This is a genomic window from Actimicrobium antarcticum (genome assembly GCF_039536745.1).
Taxonomy (GTDB): Bacteria; Pseudomonadota; Gammaproteobacteria; order Burkholderiales; family Burkholderiaceae_D; genus Actimicrobium; species Actimicrobium antarcticum.
Genome location: NZ_BAAAZE010000007.1, coordinates 1 through 17,813 on the forward strand (window position 1 = coordinate 1; position 17,813 = coordinate 17,813).

General features: G+C 56.1%; 14 protein-coding genes and 1 pseudogene. 6 read left to right on the top strand and 9 right to left on the bottom strand.

The window, feature by feature from the left end; all coding sequences use genetic code 11:
* The 3 genes from ABD720_RS06250 to ABD720_RS06260 all read left to right on the top strand — a co-directional run.
* Nucleotides 1-2,849, top strand: a 2,849-nt coding sequence (locus tag ABD720_RS06250; protein ID WP_344762402.1) for an RHS repeat-associated core domain-containing protein, incomplete at its 5' end; no start/stop codon positions are given.
* Nucleotides 2,850-3,371, top strand: a complete 522-nt coding sequence (locus ABD720_RS06255) for a DUF2247 family protein (protein ID WP_344762403.1) — start codon at nt 2,850-2,852, stop codon at nt 3,369-3,371.
* Between the two features lie 109 nt (nt 3,372-3,480).
* Nucleotides 3,481-3,864 carry a hypothetical protein gene (locus tag ABD720_RS06260; RefSeq protein WP_344762404.1) on the top strand — a complete coding sequence of 128 codons (384 nt, stop codon included), beginning with the start codon at nt 3,481-3,483 and terminating at the stop codon, nt 3,862-3,864.
* A 162-nt stretch (nt 3,865-4,026) separates the two neighbouring features.
* Here ABD720_RS06260 and ABD720_RS06265 read toward each other — a convergent pair.
* The 6 genes and pseudogenes from ABD720_RS06265 to ABD720_RS06295 all read right to left on the bottom strand — a co-directional run bounded on the left by ABD720_RS06265 (nt 4,027) and on the right by ABD720_RS06295 (nt 11,178).
* A pseudogene (locus tag ABD720_RS06265) lies at nt 4,027-4,994 on the bottom strand (IS5 family transposase).
* A 1,206-nt stretch (nt 4,995-6,200) separates the two neighbouring features.
* On the bottom strand, nt 6,201-7,127 hold the full coding sequence (locus tag ABD720_RS06275) for a CysB family HTH-type transcriptional regulator (protein WP_344762406.1): 927 nt from the start codon (nt 7,125-7,127) through the stop codon (nt 6,201-6,203).
* A complete protein-coding gene (locus tag ABD720_RS06280) occupies nt 7,124-8,191 on the bottom strand; it encodes a sulfate/molybdate ABC transporter ATP-binding protein (protein WP_344762407.1) in 1,068 nt (355 codons plus the stop codon). The genes ABD720_RS06275 and ABD720_RS06280 overlap by 4 nt, the downstream gene beginning before the upstream one ends.
* Nucleotides 8,192-8,193: 2 nt before the next feature.
* The gene (gene cysW, locus ABD720_RS06285; protein WP_344762408.1) at nt 8,194-9,093 is read right to left on the bottom strand and encodes a sulfate ABC transporter permease subunit CysW; all 900 of its coding nucleotides are present in this window, start codon (nt 9,091-9,093) and stop codon (nt 8,194-8,196) included.
* A 1-nt stretch (nt 9,094) separates the two neighbouring features.
* A complete protein-coding gene (gene cysT, locus ABD720_RS06290; RefSeq protein WP_344762409.1) occupies nt 9,095-9,958 on the bottom strand; it encodes a sulfate ABC transporter permease subunit CysT in 864 nt (287 codons plus the stop codon).
* A gap of 203 nt (nt 9,959-10,161) precedes the next feature.
* The gene (locus ABD720_RS06295) at nt 10,162-11,178 is read right to left on the bottom strand and encodes a sulfate ABC transporter substrate-binding protein (protein ID WP_344762410.1); all 1,017 of its coding nucleotides are present in this window, start codon (nt 11,176-11,178) and stop codon (nt 10,162-10,164) included.
* A gap of 138 nt (nt 11,179-11,316) precedes the next feature.
* On the opposite strand from ABD720_RS06295, the gene ABD720_RS06300 reads away from it, so the two are divergent.
* Nucleotides 11,317-12,081 (top strand): sulfite exporter TauE/SafE family protein, encoded by a 765-nt coding sequence (locus ABD720_RS06300; protein WP_344762411.1) that lies wholly within the window; start codon nt 11,317-11,319, stop codon nt 12,079-12,081.
* Between the two features lie 424 nt (nt 12,082-12,505).
* On the opposite strand, the gene ABD720_RS06305 is transcribed toward ABD720_RS06300, so the two are convergent.
* Complete coding sequence (locus ABD720_RS06305) at nt 12,506-13,756, bottom strand: MFS transporter (protein WP_344762413.1); 1,251 nt, start codon at nt 13,754-13,756, stop codon at nt 12,506-12,508.
* A 265-nt stretch (nt 13,757-14,021) separates the two neighbouring features.
* Here ABD720_RS06305 and ABD720_RS06310 point away from each other — a divergent pair, with 265 nt between their 5' ends.
* Nucleotides 14,022-15,074, top strand: a complete 1,053-nt coding sequence (locus ABD720_RS06310) for a sulfate ABC transporter substrate-binding protein (protein ID WP_344762415.1) — start codon at nt 14,022-14,024, stop codon at nt 15,072-15,074.
* 24 nt (nt 15,075-15,098) lie between these two features.
* Here the strand turns inward: ABD720_RS06310 and ABD720_RS06315 are convergent, their stop codons facing one another.
* Complete coding sequence (locus ABD720_RS06315) at nt 15,099-15,503, bottom strand: diacylglycerol kinase (protein WP_344762417.1); 405 nt, start codon at nt 15,501-15,503, stop codon at nt 15,099-15,101.
* Between the two features lie 252 nt (nt 15,504-15,755).
* Between ABD720_RS06315 and ABD720_RS06320 the strand changes: the two genes are divergently transcribed.
* Nucleotides 15,756-16,544: an IclR family transcriptional regulator gene (locus ABD720_RS06320; protein ID WP_344762419.1), complete on the top strand. Its 789-nt coding sequence runs from the start codon at nt 15,756-15,758 to the stop codon at nt 16,542-16,544.
* Nucleotides 16,545-16,611: 67 nt separating this feature from the next.
* On the opposite strand, the gene pbpG is transcribed toward ABD720_RS06320, so the two are convergent.
* On the bottom strand, nt 16,612-17,745 hold the full coding sequence (gene pbpG / locus ABD720_RS06325; protein ID WP_344762420.1) for a D-alanyl-D-alanine endopeptidase: 1,134 nt from the start codon (nt 17,743-17,745) through the stop codon (nt 16,612-16,614).
* Nucleotides 17,746-17,813: the final 68 nt, after the last annotated feature.

Below are 17,813 nucleotides of genomic sequence, written 5' to 3' on the forward strand. Positions count from 1 at the left end.
CCGGCCATTTCACCCGGGTCACCAGCGCCGGCATCAGTGAATTCTTCAGCTACAACGGACTCGGCCAGTTGTCGGGCGTCGTGCAATCGACGGGCCAGCGATTGACGCTGCGCTACGGTGCCGACGGCAGGATGCGTGAATTGTCGGATGTGCAGGGCAATCGGATTCGCCTGCAACGCGATACCGAAGGCACGCTGCTGGCGCGCACGTTGCTCAATCCCGATGGCAGCATCGCGCAGACCACGAATCTGTCGCTGCTCGATATCGAAGCAGACCGCAAGAGCGGCGCGCAACGGAGCGGCACCGTGCCCGATGTCCTGTTCGCTGCGGACAACACGGTCACCCGGTTTCAGTACGACCAGCAAAGCCGGCTAGCTCGGGTCACCGATGCGCGCAATCACCAGACGGGTCAGGTGTTCGATGACTTCGGGAGGCTGGTTCGAGTCGACAGCCCTGATGGCGGCGTGACCGTGTTGGCCTATGACGCCGCCGACCATCTGGTCAGCAAGACCACCGGCCAAGGCAGCGAACAAAGCAAAACCGTCAGCTTCCGCTATGACGTGGCCGGCCGCGTGACCGGACAACGTACCGAAGAAGGCGACACGCGCATCGTCTACGGTCAGCAGGGACGACCGGTACGGATCAGCTATCCCGCTGGCGAAGAACAGTTCAGCTACGACCACGCCGCCCGCCTGACCAGCCACGTGCGCCTGATCGACCAGCAGCGTGTCGAGACCCGGTATGCCTACGACGGACGCGGCCAGTTGCTGCGTAAAACTTTGCCCGATGGTCAAATTCTGCACTACCGGTACAACGGCGCCATCCATGCGAAAGCCGGTTTGCTGACTGCAATCACGCGCGAAGACTTGTTCGGTAATACCGTCTTGCTCGACGGGCTCAACGATGCCGATGACTTGTATGCCAACCAGCGGTATCAGCTGGCCAACGGCGCCAATTTCCAGCGCCAGCTCGACCAGACCGGGCACATCACCCGTATCGGCAGTGTCGGCAACTGGGAAGAAAATCATCAGCGCGACGCAATCGGCCAGCTCACCCAACGCAACGCGACGGAGTCGACTGGCAAGCAAAGTACCCGATACGGTTACGACGTAGCTGGACGCATGACGGGTGTTTCGCATCTCGGCAGTAATCGACCAAGCCAGCCGTTCGACCGCACCTACCAGTACGACCCGACCAGCAACCTGCTGGCCGACGTACGCGGCACCCTGTCCACCGGCTACACCATCGATCCGGCGAGTAACCGGATTACCGCTGCACAGGCCGATGGCCGTCGCATCCGGTACGACTACAACGCCGCCGGCAGCGTCACCCGGACTGGCGACACCGACTACGCATGGGATAGCCAGCAACGCCTGACGCGAGTCAGTCTGCACGGTCAGCCTGTCGCCGATTACGCCTACAACGCGTTCGGCGAGCGCATCAAAAAAGTCAGCTATGCCGGGAGCCAGAAGACCGTCACCTACTACTTTTACGATGGCAGCGAATTAGTCGCCGAAGCACAAACCAGCTCGAAAGATGGCGGCGGTAACCGCAGCAGCACCGACACTCAACCCGACAGCCCTATCTCCGTCACGCGCCAGTACGTCTGGCTCGACGACCAGAGCGGCAGTCGCCCCATCGCGATGCTGCAAGCGCGCGACAGCGGCATCACAGCCCTGGCCGGTCAGGCACTCGGCAGCATCCCGACCGACACCACCCGCGCCATCGGCCAGGCCACCCGCAACGACGTCTTCGCCATCATCGCCGACCACACCGGCGCGCCACGTGCGCTGGTGAACGACCGTAAGCAAGTCGTCTGGCGCGCAAGCGTCACCGGTTTCGGCGAACTGATCCCGGCCGCCAACGCCGTGATGCCACTCAACCTGCGCGGCTCGAACCAGTACTACGATGCCGAATCCGGCCTGCACTACAACCATCACCGGTATCTGGACGTGCGCAGCGGACGGTACCTGAGCGCGGACCCGAGCGGGCTGTCGGGTGGATTGAATCTGTATGCGTTTGCCGATAACAATCCGGTGGCCAATGTTGATCCGCTAGGGTTGCAGGCGAAACCGCTAGCGGACGTGTCAGGTTGGGACACACAACAGCGTGTCCAGTACGTGTTCCTGCGCGCCGGTGGCCAGATTCCCGGCGTGATCGGCGACATGCTGCGTGAGCTGGTCAAACCGGAATCGCTGGCAGCCACGGCAGCAGTGATTAGCCTCTGGGCCGGATTGCAACCCACGCTACTCGGTCCGCCTCTCGACATGGCAATCGCCATAACCGGTCTATACTTTTTCGGTGATTACGCACTGATAGCGGCGAAGGAATTTCTCAAGGCATTCGTATTAACATCCAACGCGAAATGTGAAGCGGACTTGCAAAAGGCGGGGGATGTACTGGCCAGCGGGATGGTGAATGCGCTGGAGGCGGGTACTGCGTTGGCGGGTACTGCGTTGGCGGGAAGCTCGTTGGCGTTGCGGACGGAGAAGGCGCAGGCGTTGTTACAGCGGGTTTTTAGTAGGACGGGACGTCAGGCGAAGGATACAGGCACAGCAGCAGAGAAAATTCTCAATGCCGAACGAATTGGCAGCGGGTTGAAAGCTGATATATCGCATCGAGCAGCAAGTTTTCTATCAAAAGAGCAACTGGGAGCAGGACAGACTTTTGCGCTACGGGGTGGAGATGGTGTTGAGCGCACCCTGCTACAAACGCCCGGTATGCTGAACGGCAAGAATGGAATCTACGAATATATTTATGATTCGGCTGGGAAAGTAACGCATCAACGCTTTATCGACGGCGGCACTATTACCGGCCTCCCTAATCAACGACTTCCGAAGGTGCCTTAAATGAGTTTGACACCTATTCCATTTTTTTTTATCAAGGAGCGCACCTCACTGTCATGGCGTGATGCTCTTTGGGGTTACGAGCGTCAAATGATTGGTTGGTCTGGCATAGTCGATTTAGCGAAAATTCGACTTTATTCTGAATCAGATGTGCGTGAAATTGAGCTGTCTTGTTTGGGGAAGTCAGAGACATATAAAGTTGGCGAATTGCTCCGAGAACTTGCGACGTCTGAACCGGAGAAGTTAGGAAATCTCTCGGTAAGAAAATGGCTCTTCTTGATGCTCGCGTGGGTATTCGAAAATAAAGCAAACACTGATGATCCATTGAGTGAGGTCGAAACGATTTACGCTGACTTTGATTATCCGAGTGAAATTGAAAATTTCGTAAGATATATGCCAGTTACAGATGATTATGATTCAAGTAAACATAGCATTGAAGAAAACGAAAATAGAATGTTTTCGAATTGGAAAAAATACCTCGATACTGCTCGATGTCGCATTCCGGACGATCATAAGGATACTTAGCAAACAATTACAGGTTTGATATAACAAAATCCATTAGCTTAAGCCGTAAAGTCCGCCATGTATTAACATCAGAAAATGCATTATTTCCAAGCATTAGTTCAACTTTTGAATGATAAAATTTCCTACGCAGGCGACGAGTATTTTTGAAATCATCTTCAAGCCAAATAATAAATTTATGAAACCTAAAACAAAAATGCGATTAAACGCGGCCGCGTGCCTAATCGGCAGCATCGGTGGAATCATCTACAACTGGCAATCGGTAATGATTAACGGAACTTACCGACCAATGGTAAGTTTTGTCTTGCCACTTTTTGCATGCACAAGTTTAGCGGCTTTTCTATATCCAACAACGAAAGCTGAATACTTTGTAAAACATGGCTCAGAACAAATACCCTGGAAGCACATTCCTCTAGTGCCAAAGGCACTCTTTGTATCGGGATGCATTCTTGGCGTACTACAGTGTGCTTTATTCAGCGGCGACTTACTGGATTAAATTTTCTTGTATTTTTCCACTAAGGAATCGCTGAATAAAGTCGAATCCAAGAATGAAAATGACTGATTCCCCCCTCCAGCAAATTTTATTCTCGAAAAAGTGGATGAAAAGCCGAAAAGATGGGCTAAAAAGCGAACAAACGATGCCCCTTTCGTCCTGTTTTCACGCAATAGACGGAGCTCGGGCCTGCCAGTTCAACAGCTTGTTTTTTGCGATGACAAGATTTCCCAGGCCGAACAACATGAAGACCTGTAGCGTGTTTTGCGATGACGCAAGAGATTTTTGACCACATGAAACGGATGCTCAACCGTTGCCCGGATGCTCGCCTTGGCATGTTCCAGTTCGTCGAGGATGGCGCGCAGCGGTCACTTTTCGTTGACCTTCTTGATCGTCCCCCGCTTGGCAGCAATCTGCCATTGCACCTTGGCGTCATTCATTTCTTCGCGCTTTGCCACGCCGGTGTAGCCCGCATCGGCAAACACCGTTTCTTCGTCGCCATGCAGCAGCGCTGCCGTTTCAACGATGTCGGCGACGTTGGCCGCCGTGGTGGTCAGGCTGTGCACCAGGCCGCTTTCGGCATCGACGCCGATATGCGCTTTCATGCCGAAGTACCACTGATTGCCTTTCTTCGTCTGGTGCATGTCGGCATCGCGCTTGTGCTCGGCATTCTTGGTCGACGGCGGCGCGTTGATGATCGTCGCATCGACGATGGTCCCAGAACCCATCAGCAAGCCCTTCTCGGTGAGCGTCGCGTTGATCGCGATAAACATGCGCTGGGTCAGTTCATTCGTCTCCAGCAAGCGCCGGAATTTCAGCAGGGTTATCGCGTCCGGCGCCGATTCGCGGGCCAGATCCACGCCGACAAACGCCCGCACGGCCTGGCTATCGTAGATGGCATCTTCCACCGCTTCGTCGGACAGGCTGTACCACTACTGGATAAAGTACACCCGCAGCATGCGCGGCAAACCAATCGATGGACGACAGCGCATGCCGGTCGGATAGACAGGGGCGATAACCGCCTCAAGTTCAGCACAGGGTACGACTTTCTCCATGTCTGCAAGAAACTGCTCGCGACGCGTGATGCGCTTCTTCGCAGCAAATTCAGCACTCGAAAAACTGGTTTGCTTCATGGCCACGGCGGTCTCGCTAAGAATGAATGTCAGCGGAATTTTACCGCCAAAAATCGGACGATTAAATCAGCGTTTCCTTAGTTGTGTATAAGCGCATTCTTTTAACGACTTTAAAATTTTAGATTCCAAGTGAGGAGATCATTAATAACATAAATTATTTCAATAATTATATAAAACCAAAAATTCCAACTGAATTTCAATTTAAGTACTCAAGCGATATAAATGGACAATTCGGCGATTTACAAAGAATTGAGTTCGATTCACCATTCAAAATTGGTGGAATAGATTTTTGGTCGACAGGATGGATTAATGTACATTTAGTCGATACTATTAAAGACGAAGAAATATTTAATATCCTTTTAGAACCAGATGAAATTCAAAAGATGAGAATAACACTCGACAAATTATTAAATAACTTACATGATCAATAATATAATTTTCTCTGAACAGGCCAATATTTATAGACAAAGAAAAACCAGTTATTTACGCTTACGAAATTGACCTTTAAATATTGGACTTGCAGCACGACTTGACACACCATTCTATCAAAAACAAATTGTTATAAAACAAGACATGCATCAACAAAACTTTACCGACACAATTTCATTGAGATTAAAGGAGATATTTATCAAACCACGAATGAAAATGCGATTGATCGGCACGCTGGTTCTTGTCGCCGCAGTCGGTGGAGACATCTATATTTGGCACTCCGTAATTTTTAATGGAATCTACTGGAAGAAGGCGAGTTTTCTCTTTCCCTTTTTTGCATGTTTTGGCATTTCAGTCTTACTATATCCAATTACCAAAGCTGAGTGTCTGACTAAACATGGATCGGAGCACTTGCCTTGGAAGCACATTCCGATTGGCCAAAAGACACTCTTGTTGTTGGGATTAGTGCTTGGTGTATTACAGTTGGCTTTTTTCAGGGGTCAATTAACATTTTAATTACACTTGAGGTCTATGGAAAATATAACGGCGCAAGTCTTGAAACGTTACTTATGCCACATCACCATTAGCAAACCGGTCGTTTCGATCTATGGAGTTGATTGACGAATGTTGTGCTTATCAGTGCGGACTACCTGATGCCAGACCGACATTGCCGTGTCCATCACTCTGATCCATCTCGACGTAACAAACCCGCCTCACCAAGCCCGCCAACAGAAAGCCAATGAAATCAGCTACAACTAGCGCTCATTGACCACCTACTCAAACCCCATGCCTCATCGCACTATCAATATCCCCACGCGTCAACTCCGGCGCAAACTGCAAAATAAAATCACAAGTATAAGACCGCAAATACGCCCCCCGCCGCACCGCCAGCCGCGTGACATTGGCCGCAAACAAATGCGTCGCCGCAATCGCCTGCAAGCCGTTATACCGGCTCGACTCGATCGCCATCGACGCCACAATCCCCACGCCCAACCCCAGCGCCACATACTGCTGAATCACATCCGAATCCATCGCAGTCAAGACAATATCGGTAGCAATCCCCGCCTCCCGAAACGCCGCATCAATATGCCCGCGCCCGGTAAATCCGACATCGTAGGTAATCAGCGGATAAGCAGCCAAATCCTGCAACGACAGGCTAGTCAACGCCAGCAACGGATGCCCTTGCGGCACCACAACCGCATGACTCCACGAATAGCACGGGAACGACACCAGTTCCTCGAACTGGCTCAGGCCCTCGGTAGCAATACCAACATCGGCCTTGCCCGACAACACCCACTCGGCAATGTGCTCCGGTGAACTCTGCTGCAAGGCGATGCGCACCTCCGGAAACGCAGCGCGAAATGCCTGTACCACTTTCGGCAGCACGTAGCGCGCCTGCGTGTGGGTGGTGGCGATGGTCAGCGTGCCGCTCTTTTTGCCGGCATATTCCTCGCTGGCCTGGCGCAGGTTTTCAGCTTCGATCAAAAGCCGGTCGATGATTTCCACGATGCCTTTGCCGGGATCGGTCAGGCCGGTCAGGCGCTTGCCGTTGCGCTCGAAAATTTCGACGCCAAGTTCATCTTCGAGTTCGCGAATCTGCCGGCTCACGCCCGGTTGCGATGTGAACAGCACATGCGCGACTTCGGTCAGGTTGAAGCCGCAACGCGTGGCTTCGCGGATCGAGCGCAATTGCTGGAAATTCATACCGATTCGTCGACAAAAACGCGCAGACGCTTGGGCCGTACCACCAGCGTTTCGCCTTCTTTCAGATTCAGTTGCGCGAAGCGTTCGTTCGGAATCACCGCTTCGATGATCTCGCGGTTGTCGTCGCGTTCCAGGTCCAGCTGCGCCAGCGGGCCAATCGCGTGCGCCCGGCGCAGTTTGACGATGATGCCTTCGGCGCCCGGCGTGTACCGATCGATCTCGATATCATGCGGCCGCACGAAACCGACACCAGTCGCATCCTGTGCCGAGGCATGGTCGGGCGCATCGAAGGTCACGCCGCCCGACTCCAGCACGCCTTCATGGACGCGGCCGTGGAACAAATTGACGTTGCCCAGGAATCCATACACGAACGGTGACGCAGGGTGGTTGTACACATCGCGTGGCGCACCGATCTGCTCGACCACGCCCTTGTTCATGACGACGATCTGGTCGGCCACTTCGAGCGCTTCTTCCTGGTCATGCGTGACAAAAATACTGGTCACATGCAAGTCGTCATGCAGGCGACGCAACCAACGCCGCAGTTCCTTGCGCACCTTCGCGTCGAGCGCGCCGAACGGTTCATCCAGCAGCAGCACGCGGGGCTCGACTGCCAGGGCGCGAGCCAGTGCAATACGCTGGCGCTGGCCACCCGAGAGTTGCGGCGGATAGCGGTCAGCCAGCCAGTCGAGCTGCACCAGTTCCAGCAACTGCTTCACCTTGTCGCGGATCTGCGCTTCGCTCGGTCGCAAGGCACGTGGTTTTACGCGCAAACCGAACGCGATGTTCTCGAACACGGTCATGTGCTTGAACAGTGCGTAATGCTGGAACACGAAACCGACCTGGCGCTCGCGCACATGGCGGTCCGACGCATCTTCGTTATCCAGCAGCACCTGGCCGCTGTCGGGACGTTCGAGTCCGGCGATGATGCGCAACAGCGTGGTCTTGCCACAGCCGGACGGCCCCAGGAGTGCAGTTAATTCTCCAGCCGGAAAATTGAGCGACACATCATCCAGGGCGATGAAATTGCCGAAGCGTTTGTGGATATTCTTGACTTCGATGCCCATGATCAGTGTCCTCCGTTAGGTTGTTCGCCGCTTTCCTGCAAGCGCCATTCGATGAATGACTTCAGCGCCAATGTCACCAGCGCCAGCAAGGCCAGCAGCGATGCGACGGCAAAGGCAGCCGCAAAGTTGTATTCGTTGTAGAGGATTTCGACTTGCAGCGGGATTGTGTTGGTCTCGCCCCGGATGTGGCCGGAGACCACCGAGACCGCGCCAAACTCGCCCATCGCACGGGCGTTACACAGGATCACGCCGTACAGCAAACCCCATTTGATATTCGGCAGCGTGACATGCCAGAAGGTCTTCCAGCCGGAGGCACCGAGCACCAGCGCGGCCTCTTCTTCTTCGCTGCCCTGCGATTGCATCAGCGGGATCAATTCGCGCGCCACGAATGGAAAAGTCACGAAGATCGTCGCCAGCACCATGCCCGGTACCGCGAACAGGATCTTGATGTCGTGCTCTTGCAGCCATGGGCCGAACCAGCCCTGCGCACCGAACAGCAGGACATAGATCAGGCCCGAAATCACCGGCGACACCGAGAACGGCAAGTCGATCAGCGTCAGCAAGATGTTCTTGCCACGGAAATCGAACTTGGCGATGGTCCATGCCGCCGCCACGCCGAACACCAGATTCAGCGGCACGGAAATCGCGGCGATGAGCAAGGTCAGGCGGATGGCCGCCAGGGCATCCGGCTCGATGACTGCCATCAGGTAGGTTTGCCAGCCTTTCTTGAGCGCCTCGACAAACACCGCCACCAGCGGCACGAACAAAAACAGCGTCAGGAAGGTCAGTGCAATACCGATCAGCAGCCAGCGTATCCATGTCGGTTCGAGGGTCGATGCAATTGTCGGTATCGGTTCGCCGCGCGGACGTGGCGCGCTGGCAGGAGGAGCAATCGCGGCCATCTCAGATCCTCTCTGCCTGACCGCGCTTGCGGGTCCAGGCTTGTAACAGGTTAATCGTCAGCAGCAGCGCAAAGGAGGCTGTCAGCATGACCACCGCAATCGCCGTCGCGCCGGCGTAGTCGTATTGTTCGAGCTTGGTAATAATCAGCAGCGGCGTGATTTCGGACACCATCGGCATGTTGCCGGCGATGAAAATGACTGAGCCGTATTCGCCAGTGGCGCGGGCAAACGCCAGTGCAAAGCCGGTCAGCAAGGCTGGCAAAATGGTCGGCATGATGATCCGTACGAAGGTTTGCCAGCGCGATGCGCCGAGGCTGGCGGCGGCTTCTTCCAGTTCACGTTCGGCGTCCTGCAATACCGGTTGCACGGTGCGCACCACGAACGGCAGGCCGATGAAAGTCAGTGCGACGATGATGCCCAGCGGCGTGAATGCAACCTTGATGCCGAGCGGTTCCAGATAGCGGCCGAGCCAGCCATTCGACGAATACAGCGCGGTGAGCGCGATACCGGCGACCGCAGTCGGCAACGCGAACGGCAGGTCGACCAGTGCGTCGATGATTTTTTTGCCGGCGAACTCGTAGCGCACCAGCACCCAGGCGACGATGCCGCCGAAGATCACATTGAGCACCGCACCGATAAACGCCGCGCCGAAGGTCAGTTTGTACGACGCCACCACCCGCTCGGAACTGACCGCGCTCCAGAACGCTTCCCAGGTCATGCCGAAGGTTTTGAGGAACACTGCAGAGAGCGGCAGCAAGACGATCAGGCTCAGGTAAAACACCGTGAACCCGAGAGACAAATTAAAACCGGGCATCACGCGAAACGCCGATGCCCGGCTGGAAGGGGGAGCTGCTGCAGTGGCCATGAATACCTCGTTATTACCGATTCAACTAACAAGGCGCGATGATTGCATTCGGACCGAATAACGAAAAGGATTTTTTATGCATGACGTTAGTTGGGTTCCGCATAAGCGATTGACCGTTTTACGATCGCTACGTACGTCACCTTGAACAGGTTTGCCACAGCGCTTCCGATCGTGCTGCCGGACAATATCCCGACAGCGCAGGCTTATTTGCCGGAAGGCAGATAGATCTGGTCGAACACACCGCCATCGGCGAAGTGGGTTTTTTGTGCTTTGGTCCAGCCATCGGCCACTTCATCGATCGTCAGCAATTGCATCTTCGGGAACTGGCCGGCGAATTTTCTGACGGCCTTCTCGCCGGTCGGGCGGTAATAATGTTTGGCCGCGATGTCCTGGCCGGCATCGGAATACAGGTACTGCAAATAAGCCTCGGCCACCTTGCGGGTGCCGCGCTTGTCGACCACCTTGTCGACGACGGCCACTGGCGGTTCGGCCAGGATGCTGATCGAGGGGGCGACGATGTCCACCTTGTCGGGACCGATTTCCCTGATAGCCAGCAGGGCTTCGTTTTCCCAGGCGATCAGCACATCGCCGATGCCGCGCTCGACAAACGTGGTGGTTGCACCGCGGGCGCCGGAATCCAGTACTGGCACGTTCTTGTAGAGCCTGGACAGGAATTCACGGGCAGTAGTGTCGTTGCCGCCCGGCTGTTTCAGTGCATAGCCCCAGGCCGCAAGATGGTTCCAGCGTGCGCCACCGGAGGTTTTCGGATTCGGCGTGATCACGGCGACGCCCGGTTTGATCAGGTCGTTCCAGTCCTTGATTCCTTTCGGATTGCCCTTACGAACCAAAAACACGATGGTCGAGGTGTAGGGCGCGCTGTTATGCGGCAGGCGTTTTTGCCAGTCGGGCGACAACAGGCCGCGTGCGGCAATCGCGTCGATGTCATAGGCCAGCGCCAGCGTGACGACGTCGGCACCGAGACCATCGATGACGGCGCGGGCCTGTTTGCCGGAGCCGCCATGCGACTGCCGGAAGGTGACCGTGTCACCACTTTTGGCTTTCCATTGTTTGGCGAAGTCCTGATTAAAATCCTGATATAGCTCGCGGGTTGGGTCGTACGAGACATTGAGCAGCGAGACCTCGGTGGCGCCGGCAAGATGGGCGGCGGAGGCGAGAATGGCGGCAACGATCAATGACTGGAGTAGTGTTTTGAATGACATCGGAGGTTCCTGGGTACGGATAGTTATCGAGGAACCCAGAGTAGTACCTGCCCTTCCAAACCCGAACGAATGCTTTCGCGGTTCGATATGCGCTTATCAGATATGCTCCGGCTTCCACTTTGTTTCTAAACCGTAATCATGCAGATCATCGACAACCCGCTTTTTTACGCCGCCGCAATTCCGGCTGTGCTGATCACCAGTATTTCCAAGGGCGGTTTTGCGGGCGGGCTGGGCATCGTTGCGGTGCCGTTGATGGCGCTGGTGATTTCGCCAACGCAGGCCGCCAGCATCATGTTGCCGATCCTGTGCGTGATGGACCTGACGGGCTTCGTGACCTGGCGCAAGCGCTGCGATCCGGCCTTGCTTAAACTGCTGTTGCCGGGCGCGCTGATCGGCATTCTGATTGGTGCGCTGATGTTCCGTCATCTCAATGATGCAATGGTGACGGCGATGGTCGGCGTGATGGCGCTGCTGTTCGCCCTGAATTACTGGCTCAAGGGCTTGATTCGTTCGCCGGTACATTTGCCGGACCCCGCCAGCGCCGGATTATGGTCGTTCCTGTCCGGCTTCACGAGCTTTGTCTCCCATGCGGGCGGGCCGCCGATGGCGATCTATCTGCTGCCAAAAAATCTCGACAAGGCCGTGTATGTCGGCACCGTGACAATCCTGTTTACCACCATCAATTACGCCAAGATCGTGCCGTATGCGCTGCTCGGCCAATTGACGCTGGACAACCTCGCAACCGCCGCCGTGCTGTCGCCGCTGGCACCGATCGGTGTCAGGCTGGGCGCCTGGCTGCATGACAGGATCGATGCGAAGGTGTTCTACCGGATTTCGTATGGATTCCTGTTGCTGACCGGGCTGAAACTGAGCTGGGATGGCCTGCGCCACTTGCTGGGCTAACCCAGCCCTTTCGCGTTAGGCCTGACGTGCAAATTTCACCATGCAAGTTCAGTTATCGACGACCGTACAACGACCTGACAGGAAACTTGACGCGTGTTGGGCTTTGCAGCCCAATCTACAATTCGGCAACATAAGCGACGCTTTTAGCGTGCAAATTTCACCATGCAAACCACCGACTGTTGGGCTGCAGAGCCCAACATGCGTCAAGCGCCCCATTCGGTCATCGCTACCGGAAGCAGTTTTCGCTGCGCCGTGCAGCATCTGACTTGGTACTTCGGAGTGATTACAACGTCAGCTATCGACGACCGCACAACGACCTGACGGGGAACTTGACGCATGTTGGGCTTTGCAGCCCAACCTACAATTCGGCAACATAAGCGACGCTTTTTCTGCCCCCTGAAGTCGATGTTGAATTGGCTGCTTGCTAGCTCCTGTTGTCCTGGTCTTTGCTGACATGCGGAAACCGATCCATCTTCGATAACACCGGAAACCCGAGCGCCCACGCAGCAGTCACTGCCAGTGTTGCCACGCCGCCGATCAGGATCGCCGGCACCAGCCCGAACCAGCCGGCAGTGATGCCGGACTCGAATTCACCGAGCTCGTTGGAGGCACCGATAAACACCGCATTGACGGCGCTGACCCGACCGCGGATGGCGTCCGGGGTTTCGTACTGCACCAGCAAATGCCGGATAAAAACGCTGACCATGTCGCCCACGCCCATCAACACCAGCGCAATCAATGCCACCGTCATGCTGCTGGTCAGCCCCAGTACCACGGTGCCGGCACCAAACAAAGCCACGCCACCGAACATCCACTGCCCGACCCGGCGCGAGATCGGCCAGAACGTCAGTGCGATCGACGTGATGGCAGCACCGACTGCTGGCGCGGTACGCAGCAAGCCCAGTCCGGTCGGGCCGACATGCAGGATATCGCTGGCAATCGCCGGCAAGAGCGCCGTGGCGCCGCCAAACAGCACCGCAAACAGATCCAGGGAAATCGCTCCGAGCACGACCGGGCGCGACCAGACGAAGCGCAAACCTTCCAGCAAACTGTGCAAGGTGGGCGGTTCGCGATGGGTCACTTGCGGCGTGGTGCAGGTCATCAGCATCAGGCCCGTGGCCAGCGTCAGCAGCGCGGCGACGATCAGATAAACCGTGGTTGGCCCCGCCAGATACAGCAGTCCGCCGAGTACCGGCCCGACAATCACGGCAACATGAAACGACGATGAACTGAGCGCCACCGCTTTGCTGAAACTGTCTTTCGGGACCATGTTGATCAGGATCGCCTGGCTGGCAGGCATCATGAAGGCGCGCGCACTACCGAACAGCACCAGCACCGCAAAAATCGGCCAGACCACTGTCAGGTTCAAAAAGGTAAATGCCAGCAACCCGAGCCCGCATACGAACTGGGCCACAAAGCAGCCGATGATGATCTTGCGGCGGTCGTAACGGTCGGCGGCATGGCCGGCAAACAGGATCAGCAACAGGAACGGCGCGAACTGCGCCAGGCCGATCAGCCCGAGATCAAACACATTCCCGGTCATCGCATACACCTGCCAGCCTATCGCGACGCTTTGCATCTGCACGGCCAGCGTGGCGAGCAGACGGGCCGATAAATAGAACCTGAAATTGCGGTGACGCAGAACGCCGAAGCGGTCACTGCCTGTTGATGCCATGACTGACCTTGAAGTGCGTGAAGGAAGGTCGCCATCTTACCGAATAGTAAGACTCGGTAACGGTGATGCAGTGGATTTCAGCGCCAGTGTTGTGCCGAAAAAAATCCACCCACTTCGGGTTCACGCACTGTCCAGTCGGTTCCCAGGCGTGCTTCATGTTGGGGCTGGATTCAAAAGCTTATCTTTAAGCTTATGACAAATGAGTTGTTGGCTTTGCGCTGCACTGTTCGGACAATCGTGGCTTCATTCATTCAGGGCACCAGTCATGTCAACATTGCTTCTCCAGCCAGCTGCATCTGGCAATCGTCCTTTCCTGCGTGGCCTTGGCCGCCTTCTGCTACTGGCTGGCGCAACCGCGTCGCTCTCGTTCGCCCTCCCCGCCGTCGCTGCAGACACCGTCCTGCTCAACGTGTCCTATGACGTCACGCGTGAACTGTTCAAGGACATCAATCCCGCCTTCATCGCCGACTGGAAAAAAACCACCGGTGAAACCCTCACCGTGAACCAGTCACATGGCGGTTCGAGCAAGCAGGCACGTTCGGTCGCTGATGGACTGGAAGCCTCGGTCGTGACGATGAACCAGGCCAACGACATCGACATGCTGGCTGACCGCGGCGTGGTGGCGGCCGACTGGTCCAAAAAATTCCCGAATGGTGCAGCGCCGTTCTATTCGACCATGGTGTATCTGGTCCGCAAGGGCAATCCGAAGCAGATCAAGGGCTGGGACGATCTGGTCAAGCCGGGTATCAAGGTCATCATTCCGAATCCAAAGACGGCCGGTAACGGTCGCTATACCTACCTGGCAGCCTGGGGCTACGTCATCAAAAAAGGCGGTACCGAAGCACAGGCACGCGAGATGGTGACGCGCCTGTTCAAGAATGTGCCTATCCTCGATGCCGGCGGTCGCGCCGCAACCACCACGTTCACCCAGCGAGCCATCGGCGATGTGCTGGTGACGTTCGAAAATGAAGTGCAACTGGTACGCAAGGAATTCGGTGACGATTTTGATGTGGTCTATCCGGACATGTCGATCCTCGCGGAGTCACCGGTGGCCGTGGTCGACAAGGTGGTCGACAAGCGTGGTATTCGCAAACAGGCAACCGGCTATCTGCAATTCCTGTACTCGCCACAAGGTCAGGAAATCGCCGCGCAGCATTTCCTGCGTCCGCGCCTCGACAGCGTGACCAAAAAATACCAGGCTAATTTCAAGCCGATCAAGCTGTTTACTGTCGACGAGGTGTTTGGCGGATGGCGTCAGGCGCAGAAACGCCATTTTGATGATGGCGGCGAATTCGACAAGATCTATTCGAGCAAGTAACAAGCAACCAGCAGGAAAGCAGCGCTACCAGTTCCACCCCAGCAGCGGCGCGACGATCACCACCCACGTCGTCGCCGCCAGCGTGAACGTCAGGAAGACCGCCGCACTACCGAAGTCCTTGGCGTTCTTCGACAGCGGATTGCGCTCCAGCGAGACCCGGTCGACGACGGCTTCGATGGCCGAATTGAGCAACTCGACCACCAGCACCAGCACGAACACCCCGATCAACATCAGCTTCTGCAAGGCCGGTAACGGCAGGCACAGCGCGACGATGGTTGCCACCACCATGACCAGCAGCTCCTGGCGGAATGCATGCTCGCCTTTCCATGCAGCCTTGAAACCTTCCATCGAATAAAAAAATGCACCGACGATGCGCTTGGCGCCGGACTTGCTCTTGAAACTGCTGATCGGTTGCGGTTTATCGCTCATGCGGCACCTGGTAATTGCGTTGAATGACACGTTGGACAATGCACGAACACGGCGACTGCATCGCGCTCGGACCGGCCACAGTGGCCGCAGTTTAACAGCACCCGCACCGAACTCCGGTACCGCGTTCCACCAAAAAAACCAGCCTGTCCACTGGTCGATTCATCAGCGATACATGATCCGCACTTGCTCGGGATTTTGGCTATTTTTCCGCATTGTGGTATAAACGACGCCACTTACCTTCCCCATCGCTCCATGACAATTCAATCCAGCCAAGACACCGACAAGACCTCCATACAGGTCATCGAACGCCTGAACTCCCTGCTTGATGCGCTGGCACGCTATCCCGACCCGGTCAGTCTGAAGCAGCTGTCGGCCGATACAGGCCTGCATCCATCCACGGCGCATCGCATCCTCAATGATCTGGTGCTCAAGCGACTCGTCGAACGCGCCGAACCGGGTGCCTATCGCCTCGGCATGCGCTTGCTGGAGTTGGGCAATGTCGTCAAGAGTCGCCTGAACGTGCGCGAAGCGGCGCTTGACTTCATGCGGGCACTGCATCGTAAAACCCAGCAGACCGTGAATCTGTCGGTGCGCCAGGGCGACGAAATCGTCTATATCGACCGGGCCTTTTCCGAGCGATCCGGCATGCAGGTGGTACGTGCAATTGGTGGCCGAGCGCCACTGCACCTGACTTCGACAGGCAAACTGTTCCTGTCAGTCGACGATCCGAAATCGGTGCGGTCGTATGCGACGCGCACCGGCCTGTCGGGTCACAACAAAAATTCGATTACGGAACTGACCACGCTGGAGCGTGAGCTCAGCCTGGTGCGGGCGCGCGGTTTTGCGCGTGACAACGAAGAACTGGAACTGGGCGTGCGCTGCATGGCCGCCGGCATTCGTGACGATTCGGGCCGACTGATTGCCGGCCTGTCGATTTCCGCGCCGGCCGACCGTCTGCAGGAGGATTGGCTGGAAGACCTGATGCTGACGGTAAACCAGATTTCGGCGGTACTCGGTTATACGGTGCAGGAACCATCCTGACGCGTGACCGGGCGCTGCAGAGTACTGGCAGCACAAGTAAAAAAGCGAACCTTCCGGTTCGCTTTTTTTAACTGTGGACCATCGGAACACTGCGTGACGCGGGCGCCGCGAGCGGATTGGTCAGGTTCTCCGGCTTGAGGGCCTCGATCCATTTACGAATCCTGCCCGCATCCGCCAGCCGTGACTGCTTGCCTTTTGAATCAAGGAATGCCATCACGATCGGCCGGCCTTCGATATTCGCCAGCATGACCAGGCAACGTCCTGCTTCATTGATATAACCGGTTTTTTGCAGGCCGATATCCCAGCTCGGATTGGCCACCAGATGATTGGAGTTGGAGTACTGCAGCGAGCGTCCACCCGGCTCGACCACATACTTGGTATCGGTCGAATACTGGCTGATGATGGCATGCTGATGGGCGGCGATGACAAGCTTGGCGAGGTCCTGTGCACTAGCCACGTTGTGGCTGGACAGGCCGGTAGAATCGACATAGCGCGTGTCATTCATTCCCAATGATTTTGCTTTGGCGTTCATCGCCGCCACGAAAGCGGGCAAGCCACCCGGATAATTGCGGCCCAGCGCAGAGGCGGCCCGGTTCTCCGAACTCATCAGCGCAATGTGCAGCATGTTTGCGCGGGACAACTGCGAGCCGACCCGCAGGCGTGACGATGAATTTTTTTCCTTGTCGATATCGTCGTTGGTCACTTCGATCATCTCATCCATGTTCTGGTGCGACTCAACAACGACCATGCTGGTCATCAGCTTGGTAATCGAGGCAATCGGCAAGGCGACATTGGCATTTTTTTCGAACAGTACTTTGGAGTTGGATTGGTCCATGACCAAGGCGACGCTGGATTTCAGGTCCAGCGGATCGCGCGTCAGATTCAAGCCGGCAAGGTCGCCGGCACTGACCACTGGCGGCACCGGCGGAATGACCGGGCCAGCGGCGACGCGCTGATAGGTCACCCGTTTTTTGCCCTTGACCACGCGCACATGACGCACCAGCTTTTCTTCTTTTGCCAGGGACGGCGCTGCAGCTGCAGAACGTTTTCGGCTGGCCTTGGATTTGCTAGCGGAAGATTTCTTTACCGCATGTTTTTTCGCAGATGCCGAGGCGCCTGACTGGCCAGCAGCGTTCGCCGACGTCCCCTGGGAAACAAACATGGAGAACATTAGCAGCAATACCAGCGCGGATTTGGACATCAGGAGCTCTCAGGAATAGGCGAAGATTTTCGTCTTTCAGTGTAGCAAAAAGGAGCACATGTGCAAAC

Excerpts from the sequence above, each read along its gene's own strand:
- ABD720_RS06320 (WP_344762419.1), top strand. The coding sequence starts at position 15,756 with ATGACAATTCAATCCAGCCAAGACACCGACAAGACCTCCATACAGGTC.
- ABD720_RS06310 (WP_344762415.1), top strand. The coding sequence starts at position 14,022 with ATGTCAACATTGCTTCTCCAGCCAGCTGCATCTGGCAATCGTCCTTTC.
- ABD720_RS06280 (WP_344762407.1), bottom strand. The coding sequence starts at position 8,191 with ATGGGCATCGAAGTCAAGAATATCCACAAACGCTTCGGCAATTTCATC.
- cysT (WP_344762409.1), bottom strand. The coding sequence starts at position 9,958 with ATGGCCACTGCAGCAGCTCCCCCTTCCAGCCGGGCATCGGCGTTTCGC.
- ABD720_RS06260 (WP_344762404.1), top strand. The coding sequence starts at position 3,481 with ATGATAAAATTTCCTACGCAGGCGACGAGTATTTTTGAAATCATCTTC.
- cysW (WP_344762408.1), bottom strand. The coding sequence starts at position 9,093 with ATGGCCGCGATTGCTCCTCCTGCCAGCGCGCCACGTCCGCGCGGCGAA.
- ABD720_RS06315 (WP_344762417.1), bottom strand. The coding sequence starts at position 15,503 with ATGAGCGATAAACCGCAACCGATCAGCAGTTTCAAGAGCAAGTCCGGC.
- ABD720_RS06295 (WP_344762410.1), bottom strand. The coding sequence starts at position 11,178 with ATGTCATTCAAAACACTACTCCAGTCATTGATCGTTGCCGCCATTCTC.
- ABD720_RS06305 (WP_344762413.1), bottom strand. The coding sequence starts at position 13,756 with ATGGCATCAACAGGCAGTGACCGCTTCGGCGTTCTGCGTCACCGCAAT.
- pbpG (WP_344762420.1), bottom strand. The coding sequence starts at position 17,745 with ATGTCCAAATCCGCGCTGGTATTGCTGCTAATGTTCTCCATGTTTGTT.
- ABD720_RS06300 (WP_344762411.1), top strand. The coding sequence starts at position 11,317 with ATGCAGATCATCGACAACCCGCTTTTTTACGCCGCCGCAATTCCGGCT.
- ABD720_RS06255 (WP_344762403.1), top strand. The coding sequence starts at position 2,850 with ATGAGTTTGACACCTATTCCATTTTTTTTTATCAAGGAGCGCACCTCA.
- ABD720_RS06275 (WP_344762406.1), bottom strand. The coding sequence starts at position 7,127 with ATGAATTTCCAGCAATTGCGCTCGATCCGCGAAGCCACGCGTTGCGGC.